Source organism: uncultured Paracoccus sp., from assembly GCF_947487305.1.
In the GTDB taxonomy this organism is placed as follows: domain Bacteria; phylum Pseudomonadota; class Alphaproteobacteria; order Rhodobacterales; family Rhodobacteraceae; genus Paracoccus.
Map to the genome: position 1 here is coordinate 117680 of NZ_CANKWH010000005.1, position 15363 is coordinate 133042.

Consider the following 15363-nt stretch of genomic DNA (forward strand, 5'->3'; position numbering starts at 1 on the left):
CGGGCTTGCGCCTTGGGCAAGGCTTGCGGGCGAGGCCTCCGTCCTAGGTCGCAGGTGGTCACGCCAGAAGCTGTTCCAGCATCAGCTGCAAATCGGCCGGGCGCACCGGCTTTTCCAGCAGAGGCACACCGATATCGGCGCAGGCGCGGGCGATGTCGGGGTCGCGACGGGCGGTGACCATCACCGCCGGGATCGGATGGCCGGCGGCGGAGCGCAGCGCGTTGATGGCGGCGATGCCGGTATCGTCATCATCCAGATTGTAATCGGCCAGGATCACGTCGGGCGGGTCCTCGCCCATGGTCGCCAAGGCCTCGGCGGTGCTGCCCGCCAGGCGCACGACCATACCCGCCTGTCCTTGCAGGATCACTTCGTAACCACGCCGCATGCCGCTGTCATTCTCGACGATCATCGCCAGCCGCCCGCGCAGCGCCCCGGTCTGGCCGTGACGCGCGGCGGGGCCATGCGGGTCGGCGTGAACCGCCACCGGCAGGCCGACGCGGAAGACCGTCCCGCGCATCGGCTCGCTGTCCAGTTTCAGCGGATGGCCCAGCTTGGCACAGGCGCGGCGCACGATCGAGAGGCCCAGCCCCATGCCGGCGGCACCGCTGTCCTGATTGAGCCGCTGGAACTCGCCGAAGATGCGGTTGCGGTCGATGGCGGGAATGCCGGGGCCGGTATCCCAGACCTCGAGCCAGCTTAGCGGGCCGCGCGGGCGCATGCCGACCAGCACCCCGCCCCGCGCGGTATACTTGATCGCGTTCGAGATCAGGTTCTGCGCAATGCGGCGCAGGAAGACCGGGTCGCTGTCGATCACCGCCCGCGTGGGGGCAAAGCGCAGGCGCAGCCCCTTGGCCTCGGCCATCGGGCCATATTCATCGGCCAGCCGCACGAACAGCGGGTCCATCGCCACCGGCTTGCGGTGGAACTCGATCCGCTGGCTGTCCAGCCGGGCGATGTCCAGGACCGCATGCATCAGCTGCTCGACCGATTCAAAGGCGCCGGTCAGGCGGGCGACCATTTCCTGCTGGCCGGAATCCATGTCGGTGACGGCGAGGGCATCCAGAAACAACCGCGCCGCCGAGAGCGGTTGCAGCAGGTCATGGCTGGCGGCGCGCAGGAAGCGGGTCTTGGAGCGGTTGGCCTCTTCCGCCGAGGCGCGGGCCACGGCCAGTTCGCGGTTTCTCTGCGACAGGTCGGCCAGCGCCTGTTCCAGCTGCGCGGTGCGGGTCGTGACCTCCTGCTCCAGCGCCACGGCGGCCTGGAACATCGACCAGGCCGAGCCGCGCGATTCCTCCAGCCGGTCCACCCGCTCGATCAGCACATCGGCGATGCGGCCCAGTTTCTCGGCCCGGCGCTCGGGGCTGTCCTCCTGGCGCAGCATCATGGCGAGGCCGGGGGCAGGATGGCGAGGCCGACGAAGGTCTGGTTCACATGCATGGCGCTGTGCTGCTCGCCATAGGTGTTGAAGCCGATGATGTTGAACCGGGCAAAAAGATCGGACATGGCGCCCATCAGCCCGGCTCGTTCCAGCGCCAGCCGGCGCAGGATGCAGTCAAAGCCCAGCACCATCAGCGGGCGGCGCGGCAGCGCCTCGAGCGCGCTGGCAAAGCCATGGGTCAGATCCTCGGCCCGGCCAAGGGTCAGGACCGTGCCCACATCGATGGCCGACATCAGCGACAGCCCGCCATCCTCGGTGCGGGCGCGGATGGCGCGGACATGGTGGCGGCGACCCATGCGCAGAAGCAGCGGATGGCGGGCGAAATCGCTGGGGGTCAGGGCGGCTTCGGGGATGCCGGTCAGGCGGGCATATTCCTCGGCCGCCGGTTCGGCATTCAGTTCCAGAATGATGCGCTGATCGGGGATGGCGGCGGTCACGACCGCGCGGGTCGGGGTCGCGCTGAAATGCGCGAAGGACACCTCGCTGACGGGCAGTAGGGTCTCGACCATGACGAAGACGGCGATATCCGAGGCAACCTCGTCATCGGCAATCAGGCAGGTGCGGGTGAATTCCAGCCCATCCCCCGCCGATCCACCCAAGACCGGCATGGCCGGAAGCGCCGCCTCGATGGCGGCGATAAGCACCTCTTCCTTGCCGGCCAGCCCGTCCGAGAACAACAGCCCGAACTGCGCCTTGTCGCGATCACCGGCAAAGGCCGTGTGCCGCCGGCGCAGCTGCGCCATCCAGTCCGAAACCGGGATATGCGCCAGATTGCGCAGCACCTCGATCTCGGCGCGAAAGCTCTGGCGGGGAAAACCGATGGCGACGATTTGGCCGGTGCAATAGCCGTGACAGCCGATCTCGCCCGCCGAGGAACAGCCCGCCACCCGGCTGTCGGGCAGCGCCGCGCGCAGGGCGCGCGCCAGGGGTGCCAGCGCATCGCGGGGCGAACCGAAGATGATGACCAGTCCCGGGTCGATGCCGGCCATATCGGCCACAAGCCGCGCGGCGCCACCCGGATCGGCCGAGTCGATCTGGACGGTTCGCGGCCCGTAGGGAGGACCCGCGCCGTCCGGCATCATCCGGCCTCGAACAGTTTCGCCGAATTGGCCAGCAGCACGGCTTGCGTGCGCCGACGGGCGTTGATCTTGGACATGATGGCGGTGATATGGGTCTTGACCGTGGCCTCGGCGATGGACAGCTCGTAGCTGATTTCCTTGTTCGCCTTGCCCTGGCAGATCAGCCGCAAAATGCGCATCTGCTGCGGCGTCAGGCTGGCAAAGCGCCGCGCCAGATCGGCCCGCGCCTCTTCCTCTTCCTCGGCCAGTTCCGGCTCGTAGCCCTCGGGCGTCACCTGCTCGCCGTTCCACATGCGGCGCAGGCTGTCGACCAGCGACTCGCGGCCCAAGGACTTGCTGATATAACCCTGCGCCCCCGCCGACAGCGAGGCCTGGACCTGCGCCGCGTCGATATCGGCCGAGATCATGGTGATCGGCACCTCGGGCAAGAGCCGGCGAAGGGTGACGATGCCCTCGGCCCCGCGCGCATCGGGCAGGTTCAGATCAAGGATCACCGCATCGGGCGCGCCCTGCGAGCGGATCTGTTCGACCGCAGCGGCGAGGCTGCGGGCGGTGCGGACATGTTTCAGACCAAAACTGATCTTCAGCGTCAGTGCGAGCGCATCGCACATCAGCGGGTGGTCATCGACGATCAGGATCTCCTTCACCTGATCGGCGGACAATCGGAACGGCGATACGGGCGTTTCCGCCTCGGGCTCTGCCGGCATGTTAGGACTCCTCCCCTGAAGATCGAAACCTTGTTTCACCGGCCCCGTTTCTGCATCGATTGTAGGGGCGTGTCCCTGCAAAGCAAGTCCCATACAACCAACGTGCTATTGGCGGCGGGCGGCGGTCATGCCAGTTTCGAACCGACCGGACCGGGTGAAGGGGAGACCACCGATCATGACCATCATGGCGAAACTGGCGCTTGCCGCCTGTCTCTGGGCGGGCGTGGCAGAGGCACAGCAGGCCAGCCTGCCGGTGATCGAGATCGGCACGCTCGAAAACGGCACGGTGAACTGGGAACTCCAGACCATCAAGGACCGGGGATTCGACGCCGCCAACGGCTTTACGCTGGAGCTTCTGCCGCTGGCCGGCAACCCGGCGACGCAGGTCGCCATGCAGGGCGGCGAGGTCGATGCCATCGTCTCGGATTTCCTCTGGGTGGCGCAGCAGCGGGCGCAGGGGGCGGATTTCACCTTCCTGCCCTATTCGACCGCGGTGGGCAGCCTCGTGGTACCGGCGGACAGCCCGGTGCAGACGCTGGCCGACCTGAAGGGCAAGAAGATCGGCATTGCCGGCGGCCCGGTGGACAAAAGCTGGCTGATCCTGCGCGCCTGGAACGCCAAGGAGAACGGCGAGGATCTGGCGGCGGTGACCGAACAGGTCTTTGGCGCGCCGCCGGTCATCATGAACGCGGCCGAGACCGGCGAGGTCGATGGCGCGATCAATTTCTGGCATTTCCTCGCCAAGATGAAGGCGGCGGGGATGCGCGAGGTGATCAGCGTCGAACAAGCCGCGACCGATCTGGGGCTGGACCCGACCACCCCGCTTCTGGGCTTCGTGCTGCGCGATGCGTGGATTGCCGAGCATCCCGATCTGGCCAAGGGTCTTGCCGCCGCCTCGCATCAGGCCAAGGCGCTGCTGGCCAGCGACGATGCCGCATGGGAGGCGATCCGGCCGATGATGAACGCCGCCAATGATGCCGAGTTCGAGGCTTTGCGCGACGGCTGGCGCGCGGGCATTCCGCCCGAGGGGCCGGTGAATGCCGAAAATGCACAGGCGATGTTCGCGGTGATGGCCGAACTTGGCGGCGAGGAACTGACCGGCGGTCTGACCGAATTGCCCGAGGGGTTGTTCTGGTCGGGTGAGTAAGGCGCAGCGACATATCTGGCAAAGCCCCGGCCTGCTGCCGGGGCTTTTCTCGGTTCTGGCGATGCTGGTCCTCTGGGCGGTGGCCTCGCAGCTGACCGAGCGGCCGCAGGTTCTGCCCGCGCCATGGGTGGTGGCCGCGCGCATCTGGTCGCTGGCCGCCTCGGGCGAGTTGTGGTTTCACGCCGGGATGACGCTGTTCCGGGTGCTGGCCAGCTTTGTCATCGCCATGGCTGTGGGCATCGCGCTGGGGCTGTGGATGGGGCGGTTCCGCACCGCCGATCACTGGCTGAACCCGGCGCTGGTGATCGCGCTGAACATCCCGGCGCTGGTGACGATCGTCTTGGCCTATATCTGGATCGGGCTGAACGAGGTCGCGGCGATCACCGCCGTGGCGCTGAACAAGATCCCGGTCGTCACCGTCATGCTGCGCGAGGGCAGCCGCGCGCTGCGCCCTGATCTCGACGACATGGCATCGGCCTTTCGCATGGGCCGGCTGGAGCGGCTGCGCCATGTCGTCCTGCCGCAACTGGCCCCCTATATCGCCGGGGCGGCGCGGGCGGGCATTTCGCTGATCTGGAAGATCGTGCTGGTGGTGGAATTCCTCGGCCGCTCGAACGGGGTTGGGTTCAAGATCCACCTTCTGTTTTCCAGTTTCGACGTGGCGGGCGTGCTGGCCTGGGCGCTGGCCTTCGTCGCGGTGATGCTGCTGATCGACCTGATGATCCTGCGCCCCTGGGAAGCACGCGCCAACCGCTGGAGGCGCGATGAGGCTTGATCTGACCGAGAAGCATTTCTCCGACCGCAAGGTGCTGGGCGCGCTGGTGTTGCAGGTGGAACGCGGCCAGCGTGTCGCGGTGCTGGGACCTTCGGGCATCGGCAAGTCGACGTTGCTGCGCATCATCGCCGGGCTGGACCGGGAGTTCAGCGGGCGGCTCAGCGGCGAGGACCGGCTGGCGGTGGTGTTTCAGGAACCGACGCTGCTGCCTTGGCGGCGCGCACTGGAGAACATCACCATCCCCACCGGCTGCGATACCGCGCTGGCGCGGCAGTTGATGGGCGAGGTCGGGCTGGCGGGGCGCGAGGGGCAGTTTCCCCGGCAGATGTCGCTGGGTCAGCAGCGCCGACTGGCGCTGGCCCGAGCCTTTGCCGCGCGGCCTGACATCCTGTTGATGGACGAACCCTTCGCCAGCCTCGATGCCGAGACCGCGGCGCGGATGATCGATCTGACCGCCGCGCTCTTGGATCGCAGCGGGGCGGGGCTGATCCTTGTCACCCATGACGCGGGCGAACCGGCGCGGCTTGGCGCCAACCCGGTCACGCTGTCGGGCCAGCCTGCCCGGCTGCAGCAGGCGCTGCCTTCGCCCGGCGCCTGAGCACCTGCTCCAGCTTCAGCCCGGAATGGGCCGTGCGTTCCTGCATCATCAGCCGGTGTTCGCGCTGCATCTCGGGCGGGCGGGCGCGATGGACGCTGTTGAAGAGGGAGGTCCGCCAATAGGCGTGCTGCATGTTACTGGCGATCTCGTCCTTCTCGCGCGGCAGGATCCACATGCTGCGCGCCGCGCGGGCGTGCAGCCGGGCATGGCGCAGATCGACAAAGCCGGCGGCCGAGATCACCTCGTCCAGCGCGGGCAGGTTGCGGCCCAGCATGCAGGCGGTGCCGGTGCCCAGAATATCGACCTTGGTGATGTGTTGCGCCGGCTTGTGGAACAGGAAATTCCGCCACAGCCATTCATCGGTCTGTTTCTTGTGGACCCAGGCATTGCCCTGAAAGCCCAGCACATTGTCGTCGGGATCCAGCAGGTCGAACCCGGCCAGCGTCCGGGCGACATAGTCGGGCGGATAGAGGATGTCGTCATCGATGGTGAAAACGAAATCGTCGGGCGCGGGCGGAAAGGCGAACTTGCCCGCATCCTTCAGGTCACGCTCGGGGATCAGCGCCTCGATCCTCGCGTCATCCTTCAGTTCGTCGGGGATTGCGTCGTACTGGTTCAGGCAAAGGCACAGCCGGTCGACCTGCGGCAGGATCGTTTGAACCGTCTGCATCAGGATGCCGGACCGGATGGGAAAGGTTGCCAGATGGGCCCGGATCATCGCCGCCTCGCGCTGTAGTCGGCAGGCAGGATGCGCGAGGCCGCGCGGGTGCGCAATGGACGGGTTCAGCCGGCGGCGTCGAAGACCTGATCCCAGACCTGCCCTTCGGTATCCTCGACATGGACCGAGATCGGCTGGCCGTTCGGTTCATAGCCAAAGCGGAAAACCGGGTCCTCGCTGACCGAAATGCCCGCTGACATGGTGAACAGCAGCTCCTCGCCCTGCCGCACCTCAAGCTTGTCGATGAAATGCGCGGGGATGTTCAGCAGCGTCACTTGGTCGCGCTGCAGGCCCGAGAAGTTCGGATGGCGGATCATCAGCGTGCCGATGGTGCGGCCACCTTCGGCAACCGATTTCCAGCGCATTTGGCCCATGGTCTCGGCCACTGCCGCCATGTCCTTGCCCGCCGGGGCCGAACAGCCGCCCGAGGCTTTCACGAAGCGCCCGGCCATGACCGTGTCGCCGCCCTCGGTGGTGGCAATGCCGCGCACGTCGGAATAGGCATTCACCCGCATCCGCACCTCGAAATCGAGCGGCATCAGCGCCGGGCCAAAACTGTATTCGGCGGCGACCGGGGCCGGGTTCTCGTCGATCACCACGGTCAGATCGGTGATCGCCGCGCCGCCTGCGGGCTGGGTGATGTGGATCGGCACCAGCGCCGCGTCATTGGCGCGGATCGGCGCGGTCAGGTCGAACACCGCCGGATCGACGGGCGGCTCGGCCGTCAGGCCGACGACGCTTTCGCGCAGATCGTCCCATGTCGCCGAGGGCAGCAGCGGATTGTCCTCGGCCAGTGCCGGGGCGGCCAGCGCGAGGAAGGCCAGGGTCAGAAAGGGTCGCATCGTCAACCTCCTTTCGTCATGCGGCGATAGATCAGCGCCTCGGTCGGGCTGGCGGCATCGGCCTCGGCCCGGGCGACGACCTGTTCGTGCAGTGGCGATTTCGAGCAGACCGGATCGGTCGCCCGCGCATCGCCCGCCAAGGCCATAGCCTGACACCGACAGCCGCCAAAATCCACGGTTTTCCGCTCACATGTCTGGCATGGCTCGGGCATCCAGGCGGTGCCGCGGAAGGCGTTGAAGCTGTCCGAGAGGCTCCAGATTTCGGCAAGGCTGCGCTCGCGCACGGTCTCGAAGGCCATGCCCTTGATCGACTGCGCCGCATGGCAGGGCAGTACCGTGCCGTCGGGCGTGACATTGAGCCCGGTCGAGCCCCAGCCGCCCATGCAGGCCTTGGGATAGATCGCGTGGTGATCGGCGGGGACATAGTCGATGACCATGCGGCCCCTGAGGCGCAGGCGCGCGTCATTCACCACCTGCCGCGCGAATGCGGCCTGTTCGCGCGTTGGCATCAGCGCGGCGCGGTTCAGGTCGGCCCAGCCATGGAACTGCACCGTCGCCACCTCGATCCGCCTTGCCCCCAGACGCTCGGACAGATCGATCATCTCGGACAGGCGCTCCATGTTCTGGCGATGCACTACGGCATTGACGGTCAGCGGAAAGCCGATCTCCGTGACCCAGTCGGCGAAGGCCATCTTCTTGTCCCATGACCCCGGATGACCGCTGATGCGGTCGGCCATGTCGGGACGGATGCCCTGCAGAGACAGCTGCACATGCTCGACCCCCGCACGGTCCAGTTCCTCGAGCCGCGCGCGGGTGATGCCGATGCCCGAGGTGATCAGGTTCACATAAAGCCCGGCCTCGCGCGCGCCCGCGACGATCTCGGCCAGATCGCGCCGCGCGCCGGGCTCGCCGCCAGAAATATGGACCTGCAACACGCCCAGTTCGGCGGCCTCGCGGAAGACCCGTGCCCAGTCCGCAGGCGAAAGCTCATTGCCGGCACGGGTCAGTTCGACCGGGTTCGAGCAATAGGGGCAGGCCAAGGGGCAGCGATGCGTCACCTCGGCCAGCATGGCCATCGGCGCGCGGGGGGTGACGGGATTGCCGTCAAGGTCGCGGGGCTGGGCGGGCAGGTCCTTCATGGCGCATCCCTCACGAAAACCATGCGACGCTCGATCAGCCCGGTCAGGAAGTCATGGATATCGCCGGCGATCTGATCCTCGGGCGCGTTGTAGCGGCTGGCGAGGTCGCGGGTGATCTGGCCCATGCTGCGCGCGCCGTCGAGTTCCGACAGGATCGCATCGCCGATCTGGTCCAGCTGCATCGCTCGTTCCGGCGCCTGCAGGATGCGCAGACCCCGCACCCGGTCATCGGCCAGCCGCACCCCGCGCGGCAGATAGGGCACCTGATCGGGCGCGATCAGCGGGGTCATGCCATGCCCTCGCCGGGCTGCCATGCGCCGGGCGGGATATGACCCTGGACATAGCCATGCCAGAGCGCATCCAACTGCGCCCAGAGCACATCGGTCTTGAAGGTCAGCGCGGCGGCGGCGGCATCCTGTTTCTCCAGCGTGTCGGCATGGGTCAGAACATAGTCGAGGCCGAAGGCCACATCCTCGGGCGCCTCGGTCAGCCGCTTTCTGAAATAGGCGAGGCTGCTGTCATCGGCGAAATCGTAATGCGCCAAGAGGCCCTCGATCCGCTGCGCGTGGATCCTGGGCGCGAAAAGCTCGGTCAGGCTGGCGGCGACGGCATCGAGCAACGGCATGTCACGGACGAAGCGGACATAGGCCTCGACCGCGAAGCGGGTGGCCGGCATGATGCCCACGCCCGAAGCGACGTAATCCGGATCAAGCCCCACCGCCTGCGCAAGCGCCAGCCAGCGGCGGATGCCGCCGCCCTCGGTCACGCCGCCATCGTGATCCTCGATCCGCTTGCGCCAGATACGGCGCAGGTCGGGGTCCTCGACCCGCGACAGGAAGGCCGCGTCCTTCATCGGGATGCGCGACTGGTACATCCAGCGATTGATGACCCAGGCCCGGACCTCGTCGGGCGTGCAGGCACCGCCATGCAGCCTTGCGTGGAACGGGTGGCGGTCGTGATAGCGTTCGGCGCCGATGGCGCGCAGCCTTGCCTCGAAATCCGCGCGGCTCTGGGCCGCATGGGGAAGGTCTTTCATAGGGTGATCTCCATGCCGTCGTGGCCGATATGCCAGCCATGCTCGCGGGCCTCGGCCGATTGCGGGCTGGCCGGATCGGTCAGCGGGTTGGAATTGTTGAGATGGACGAAGACGCGCTGGCCGGTAGGCACCTGCGCCAGCGCGCGGATGCTGTCCGAGGCCGACATGTGGCCCATGCGGCGGCCGGTCTTCTGGCCCAGCCCGGCGGCGATCATCTCGCCATCCTGCCACAGCGTGCCATCGAACATCAGCAGATCAGCGGCGGCAATGCGGGTCTTGAGCCAGCCCGGCAGATCGGCGCAGCCGGGGATATAGAGCGCGCGCCGATCGCCCCCCGTCAGTTCGACGCCCACGGTATTCTCGCCGATGAGCCCGGTCTCGACCTGCTCTTCCTCGAGATAAAGCGGCACCTTGCCCGGCACGGCGAAAAGGGTGGCGGTCAGGCCGGGGGCGAGCGTGAAGGGCTGGTCAAGCGCGATGGACCGGCGCGGCACGAAATCGGGATTCACCGCGCTCAGCATCGGATTGGCGTCCAGTGCGGCGAGAATGGTCTCGGTGCCAAAGAGGTCGAAAGGCTGGCTTTCGCGCAGCGTCAGCAGCCCGGCCACATGGTCGATATCGCCATTTGTCACCAGAACCGAGCAGAGCGGCATCTGGCGCAGCCCGGTCGGATGCAGCGCCGGGGTGGCGGCAAGTTGCGTGCGGATGTCAGGCGAGGCGTTGATGATCGCCCAGTCCTGCCCGTTGGCGGACACCGCGATGCTGCTTTGACTCATCGTCGGAATCCGCCCGTCCCGCGCCGCTTTGCAATTGGCGCAGCCGCAATTCCATTGCGGCAGTCCACCGCCCGCCGCGGCGCCCAGGATGATGATCCGCATCTTGACCCGAAATGAAACGATCCCGCCCGGTCAGGCCGGACGGGACCGTTCTCTCATGTCCGGCCCGTTCCTGTCAGAACAGGACCGGCTCGTCTTCGGCCGGGGCGTACATGTTGATCTCCATGCCGCAGGCGACTTCTTTCAGAACGGGTTTAGTCCAGGCCATCGGGTTCCTCCTCGTCTATGCCCGACACATGCTAGGATAAGCGCGCTACAGGTCAACGCGACCTAAGTCGCAACGCCGCCGGAGGCCGGCAAGAATCGTGACGAACCGGGAAAGATTGGCACATGTTCCATCTCATTTTGACCGCCTGCATCGCCGCAAATTCCGGGCAATGCCTGGACCTGCTGCTACCCAATGGCGATGCGGCGACGCAGCAGGACTGTATTGCGGCGGCGCAGCGAATCAGTGGTGAGTGGATCGCGGCGCAGCCCGGCCTGACGGCCACCAAGGCGACCTGCCGCGAGACCACCGAGGTCGAAACCGTCGATCTGGAAGAGGTTGCCCCGGGCATCTGGGTCCGTCGCGGGATCATCGCCCAGATCGAGGCCGAGAATCGCGGCCGGATCGCCAACCTGTCGGTGGTCATCGGCAGTGACAGCGTGGCGGTCATCGATGCGGGCGCCAGCCGGGCCGAGGGTCAGGCGCTTTATGCCGCGATCCGGCGGCTGACGATGAAGCCGATCAGCCACCTGGTCCTGACCCATATGCATCCCGATCACGTTCTGGGTGCCTCGGTCTTCGCCGAGGCCGGGGCGACGGTCATGGCCAGCGCCAAGCTGCCGCCGGCGCTTGAGGCCCGGTCCGCGACCTACCTGGAGAATTTCGATCGCATCCTTGGCGCGCGGGAGATGATCGGGACCGGCATCACCCTGCCCGTGGCGCTGGTGGAGGAGAGCGACCGGATCGATCTGGGCGATCGGGTCCTGGAACTGCGCGCGGTGCCGACGGCCCATACCGACAATGATCTGATGGTGCGCGACGAGACCACGGGAACGCTGTTCACCGGCGATCTGGTCTTTCGTGGCCTGACCCCGGTGGTCGATGGCTCGATCAACGGATGGTTGAACTGGCTGGCCGAGCCCCCCGCCCCTGCCGGGGTGATCGTGCCCGGTCATGGTGAAATTGCGCAAAACTGGCAGGAAGCTGTTGCCAAACAAACCGATCTGCTGGTCCAATTGCGTGATTCGGTCCGCAAATCGATCGCATCCGGGCAGCCCATGTCCGTCGCCGTTCCCGAAATAGTCAACCAGCTTCAGGGCCTTGCAGATGGATGGACGGACTTCCCCGAGACGATCGCCCGCGATGCCACCGCCGCCTACAAGGAGCTGGAGTGGGAGTAACAAATGATTGACAAAGTCTTAACTTTCTCGGATGTTGGCGCTAACAGACCGCTTCCGGCCTGAGCGTCAAGCTCGGGTGCAGCCGAAGAAACTGGGAGGAATAATGAAGAAAGTTCTCATGACGTCAGCCGCCGCCTTGGCGCTGACCATCACCGCAGCACACGCCCAAATGGTAATCGAACCGGGCAGCGATGACCGGATCAACTGGCAGAGCCTCGAGGATTTCAAGGCCGCCCATACCGGGCTCGAGGGCCAGACCCTCAGCATCATGGCACCCTGGCTCGGTCCGGACCAGGAGCTGTTCACCTCGCTTCTGCCCTATTTCGAGGAAGCGACCGGGGTGAAGGTGAACTATTCCGGTTCGGCCACCTTCGAGCAGCAGATCGTCATCGACAGCGAGGCCGGCTCGCCCCCCGATATCGCGGTCTTCCCGCAACCCGGTCTGGCCGCCGACCTGGCCAAGAAGGGCCGCCTGAAGCCCCTGCGCGAGGATATCACCCCCTGGCTGCAGGAAAACTACGCCGCCGGCGACAGCTGGATCCGCTTCAGCACCTATCCCGGACCCGACGGGGCCGAGCATCTGTATGTCTTCCCCTACAAGGCCGACGTGAAATCGCTGGTCTGGTATGTGCCGGAAAACTTCGAGGATGCGGGCTACGAGATCCCCGAAACCTATGAGGATCTGAAGGCGCTGACCGAACAGATCGCCGCCGATGGGGAAACCCCCTGGTGCATCGGCCTGGCTGCGGGCGGCGCGACCGGCTGGCCGGCGACCGACTGGGTCGAGGACCTGATGCTGCGGACGGCCACGCCCGAGGATTACGACGCCTGGACCACCAATGCGATGCCGTTCAACGATCCCAAGGTGATCGCGGCCATCGACGAATTCGGCTGGTTCGCCAAGACCGACGGGTACGCCGCCGGCGGCACGGCGGGCGTCAGCTCGACCGACTTCCGCGACAGTCCCAAGGGCCTCTTCGAGACGCCGCCGGCCTGCTACATGCACCACCAGGCCAGCTTCATCCCCTCGTTCTTCCCCGAGGGAACCGAGGTGGGCGTGGATGCGGACTTCTTCTATTTCCCGGCCCCGGCCGATGGCAGCGTTGGCCAGCCGGTTCTGGGCGGAGGCACCCTGTTCGGGATCCTGACCGACAATCCGGCGGCGCAGGCCTTCATCGACTACCTGCAGACGCCCGCTGCGCATGAGATCTGGATGAGCCAGAGCGGCTTCCTGACCCCCTTCAAGTCGGTCAATGCCGAAGCCTATGGCAATGACACGCAGCGCAAGCTGGGCGACATCCTGCTGAACGCGACCACCTTCCGCTTTGACGGCTCGGACCTGATGCCGGCAGCGATCGGCGCGGGCGCGTTCTGGACGGCGATGGTCGACTATGTCGGCGGTGCTTCGGCCGAGGATGTGACGGCGGCCGTGCAGAATGCCTGGTCCACGCTGAACTAGCGCTCCGACACCACGCACAAAGAAAAGGGCGGCCCGCCGCGGCGGGCCGTCACTGAACCCGGATAATCGGAGGGACGAGTGATGGATCTGTTGTGGCTCGCCGTCAGCACCATCGTGATCGGCGTATTCGGCTGCGTCGCGTGGTTCTGGGGCTCGAACTGGATACTGGACGCGATCTACCCGCCGCGCGGCCCCAATGCCGGGGACAATATCCGGCGCGCGAATGTCATCCGCCCCTGGCTGTTCCTTGGCCCCGCGATCCTGTTCCTGTCGCTGTATCTGGTCTATCCGGTGATCGGCAGCTTCTGGGCCTCGCTGCACAATGCGAGCGGCACCCAGTTCGTCGGGGCCGACAACTATGTCTGGCTGCTGGGCGACGCGAAATTCTGGGAATCGATGCGCAACAACCTGTTCTGGTTGCTGGTCGTTCCCGCTCTCTCGACCCTGTTCGGGCTGCTCGCCGCGCAGCTGACCGACCGGATCAAATGGGGCAGCATCGGCAAGTCGCTGATCTTCATGCCGATGGCGATCAGCTTCGTCGGCGCGGGCGTCATCTGGAAATTCATCTACGAATACCGCGAGGCGGGTGAATCGCAGATCGGCCTGCTGAACGCCATCGTCACCTCGCTTGGCGGCGATCCGCAGGTCTGGCTGAACCTGATCCCGTGGAACAACTTCTTCCTGATGATCGTGCTCGTGTGGATCCAGACCGGCTTTGCCATGGTGATTCTCTCGGCCGCTTTGCGCGGCATTCCCGAAGAAACTATCGAAGCCGCCATTCTCGACGGCGCTTCGCCGATGCAGGTCTTTTTCAAGATCAAGGTGCCGCAGATCATGGGCACCATCGCCGTGGTCTGGACCACCATCACCATTACCGTGCTAAAGGTCTTCGACATCGTCTTCGTCATGACCAACGGCCAGTACGGCACGCAGGTTCTGGCCAACTACATGTATGACTGGGCCTTCCGGGCCAACGATGCCGGGCGCGGCTCGGCCATCGTCATCGTGCTGATGCTGCTCGTCACCCCGATCATGATCTGGAACATCGTCAACCTGCGCAAGGAGGCCCGCTGATGGAAGGCATGGCAGGACAGAAATCCTCGCTGACCTGGTCGGTCAACATCGCCGCGCTTCTGCTGGTGATCCTCTGGACCATCCCGACCTTCGGCCTGTTCGTGTCGTCGTTCCGCGACCGCGACCAGATCTCGACCTCGGGTTGGTGGAAGTCCTTCTCGGCGCAGGAGCAGACGGGCTTCGTCCGCACCGGCACCGATGATGATGCGACGCAGGATGGCGGCCTCTATGTGCTGGAAGGTTCGCTGGTCACGGAAGGCCAGGACCTGATCGGCTGGGGCACGTCGGCCCGCCGGCCCGATGAATTCGCGCCCGGCACCAGCCAGACCATCGAGGATGGCTGGGAATTGACGGTGAACGAGGATGGCAGCTATCGCCTGACCTCGCCCACCCCCTTCGAGATGAGCCGTGGCGAGCGGATCTTTACCACCACCACCGCCCCGGCGAAATTCACCACCGCCAACTATACGCGGGTGCTGACGGCGGACGGGATCGGCCGCGCCTTCATCAACACGGCGACCGTGACCATCCCGGCGACGATCATCCCGATCCTGATCGCGGCCTTTGCCGCCTATGCGCTGGCCTGGATGCGTTTCCCCGGTCGCGCGCTGATCATGGCGGTCGTGGTCGGGCTTCTGGTCGTGCCGCTGCAGGTGGCGCTGATCCCGCTTCTGCGCTTTCACAACGAGATCGGCATCGGCAAGGGCTATCTGGGCATCTGGCTGGCGCATACCGGCTTCGGCCTGCCCTTGGCGATCTATCTCCTTCGCAGTTACATGGCAGGCTTGCCGCGCGAAGTGATCGAATCCGCCCGCGTGGACGGCGCGACGGAATTCCAGATCTTCCGCAAGATCATCCTGCCCCTGTCTTTCCCGGCGCTCGCCTCGTTCTCGATCTTCCAGTTTCTCTGGACCTGGAACGACCTGCTGGTCGCCACCGTGTTCCTTGGCAATACCGATGAACAGCGGGTGATGACCGCGGCCCTGCGCGAGATGATGGGGTCGCGCGGCGGCGAATGGGAAATCCTGGCGACGTCGGCCTTCATCAGCATCTCGGTGCCGCTGATCGTCTTCTTCGCCATGCAACGTTACCTGGTCCGCGGATTGCTGGCCGGATCGGTCAAGTAAGG

Annotated in this window: 17 protein-coding genes; 7 read left to right on the plus strand and 10 right to left on the minus strand. The window is 66.0% G+C overall.

What is annotated here, in order from left to right; all coding sequences use genetic code 11:
* Window positions 1–58: 58 nt before the first annotated feature.
* The 3 genes from Q1A36_RS08150 to Q1A36_RS08160 are packed head-to-tail and all read right to left on the minus strand — an operon-like array spanning window position 59 to window position 3224.
* Window positions 59–1381, minus strand: a complete 1323-nt coding sequence (locus tag Q1A36_RS08150; protein WP_299841855.1) for a hybrid sensor histidine kinase/response regulator — start codon at window positions 1379–1381, stop codon at window positions 59–61.
* Window positions 1381–2517 carry an FIST N-terminal domain-containing protein gene (locus Q1A36_RS08155; protein WP_299841858.1) on the minus strand — a complete coding sequence of 379 codons (1137 nt, stop codon included), beginning with the start codon at window positions 2515–2517 and terminating at the stop codon, window positions 1381–1383. The genes Q1A36_RS08150 and Q1A36_RS08155 overlap by 1 nt, the downstream gene beginning before the upstream one ends.
* A complete protein-coding gene (locus tag Q1A36_RS08160; protein WP_299841861.1) occupies window positions 2517–3224 on the minus strand; it encodes a response regulator transcription factor in 708 nt (235 codons plus the stop codon). Before Q1A36_RS08160 ends, Q1A36_RS08155 begins: the two co-directional genes overlap by 1 nt.
* Window positions 3225–3408: 184 nt before the next feature.
* On the opposite strand from Q1A36_RS08160, the gene Q1A36_RS08165 reads away from it, so the two are divergent.
* The 3 genes from Q1A36_RS08165 (at window position 3409) to Q1A36_RS08175 (ending at window position 5744) form a co-directional block, all read left to right on the plus strand.
* Entirely contained in the window at window positions 3409–4371 is a 963-nt protein-coding gene (locus Q1A36_RS08165) for an ABC transporter substrate-binding protein (RefSeq protein WP_299842268.1), read from the plus strand.
* 61 nt (window positions 4372–4432) lie between these two features.
* On the plus strand, window positions 4433–5146 hold the full coding sequence (locus Q1A36_RS08170; protein WP_299842272.1) for an ABC transporter permease: 714 nt from the start codon (window positions 4433–4435) through the stop codon (window positions 5144–5146).
* Complete coding sequence (locus tag Q1A36_RS08175) at window positions 5136–5744, plus strand: ATP-binding cassette domain-containing protein (protein ID WP_299841864.1); 609 nt, start codon at window positions 5136–5138, stop codon at window positions 5742–5744. Before Q1A36_RS08170 ends, Q1A36_RS08175 begins: the two co-directional genes overlap by 11 nt.
* On the opposite strand, the gene Q1A36_RS08180 is transcribed toward Q1A36_RS08175, so the two are convergent.
* The 7 genes from Q1A36_RS08180 to pqqA all read right to left on the minus strand — a co-directional run bounded on the left by Q1A36_RS08180 (window position 5686) and on the right by pqqA (window position 10523).
* Window positions 5686–6414: a hypothetical protein gene (locus Q1A36_RS08180; protein ID WP_299841867.1), complete on the minus strand. Its 729-nt coding sequence runs from the start codon at window positions 6412–6414 to the stop codon at window positions 5686–5688. The genes Q1A36_RS08175 and Q1A36_RS08180 overlap by 59 nt on opposite strands.
* Window positions 6415–6527: 113 nt before the next feature.
* Window positions 6528–7304 (minus strand): quinoprotein dehydrogenase-associated SoxYZ-like carrier, encoded by a 777-nt coding sequence (locus tag Q1A36_RS08185; protein WP_299841869.1) that lies wholly within the window; start codon window positions 7302–7304, stop codon window positions 6528–6530.
* Window positions 7305–7306: 2 nt separating this feature from the next.
* Window positions 7307–8443, minus strand: coding sequence for a pyrroloquinoline quinone biosynthesis protein PqqE (pqqE, locus tag Q1A36_RS08190; protein WP_299841872.1), 1137 nt, complete (start codon window positions 8441–8443; stop codon window positions 7307–7309).
* The gene (gene pqqD / locus Q1A36_RS08195; RefSeq protein WP_299841875.1) at window positions 8440–8733 is read right to left on the minus strand and encodes a pyrroloquinoline quinone biosynthesis peptide chaperone PqqD; all 294 of its coding nucleotides are present in this window, start codon (window positions 8731–8733) and stop codon (window positions 8440–8442) included. Before pqqD ends, pqqE begins: the two co-directional genes overlap by 4 nt.
* Window positions 8730–9479, minus strand: a complete 750-nt coding sequence (gene pqqC / locus Q1A36_RS08200; protein ID WP_299841878.1) for a pyrroloquinoline-quinone synthase PqqC — start codon at window positions 9477–9479, stop codon at window positions 8730–8732. The genes pqqD and pqqC overlap by 4 nt, the downstream gene beginning before the upstream one ends.
* On the minus strand, window positions 9476–10357 hold the full coding sequence (gene pqqB / locus Q1A36_RS08205) for a pyrroloquinoline quinone biosynthesis protein PqqB (RefSeq protein ID WP_299841881.1): 882 nt from the start codon (window positions 10355–10357) through the stop codon (window positions 9476–9478). Before pqqB ends, pqqC begins: the two co-directional genes overlap by 4 nt.
* Before the next feature lie 73 nt (window positions 10358–10430).
* A complete protein-coding gene (gene pqqA / locus Q1A36_RS08210; protein WP_101753100.1) occupies window positions 10431–10523 on the minus strand; it encodes a pyrroloquinoline quinone precursor peptide PqqA in 93 nt (30 codons plus the stop codon).
* Window positions 10524–10645: 122 nt separating this feature from the next.
* On the opposite strand from pqqA, the gene Q1A36_RS08215 reads away from it, so the two are divergent.
* The 4 genes from Q1A36_RS08215 (at window position 10646) to Q1A36_RS08230 (ending at window position 15361) form a co-directional block, all read left to right on the plus strand.
* Window positions 10646–11701 carry a quinoprotein relay system zinc metallohydrolase 2 gene (locus Q1A36_RS08215; protein ID WP_299841885.1) on the plus strand — a complete coding sequence of 352 codons (1056 nt, stop codon included), beginning with the start codon at window positions 10646–10648 and terminating at the stop codon, window positions 11699–11701.
* Between the two features lie 103 nt (window positions 11702–11804).
* Entirely contained in the window at window positions 11805–13160 is a 1356-nt protein-coding gene (locus tag Q1A36_RS08220) for an ABC transporter substrate-binding protein (protein ID WP_299841888.1), read from the plus strand.
* Between the two features lie 81 nt (window positions 13161–13241).
* Complete coding sequence (locus Q1A36_RS08225; RefSeq protein WP_299841891.1) at window positions 13242–14234, plus strand: sugar ABC transporter permease; 993 nt, start codon at window positions 13242–13244, stop codon at window positions 14232–14234.
* Window positions 14234–15361, plus strand: a complete 1128-nt coding sequence (locus tag Q1A36_RS08230; RefSeq protein ID WP_299841894.1) for a carbohydrate ABC transporter permease — start codon at window positions 14234–14236, stop codon at window positions 15359–15361. The genes Q1A36_RS08225 and Q1A36_RS08230 overlap by 1 nt, the downstream gene beginning before the upstream one ends.
* Window positions 15362–15363: the final 2 nt, after the last annotated feature.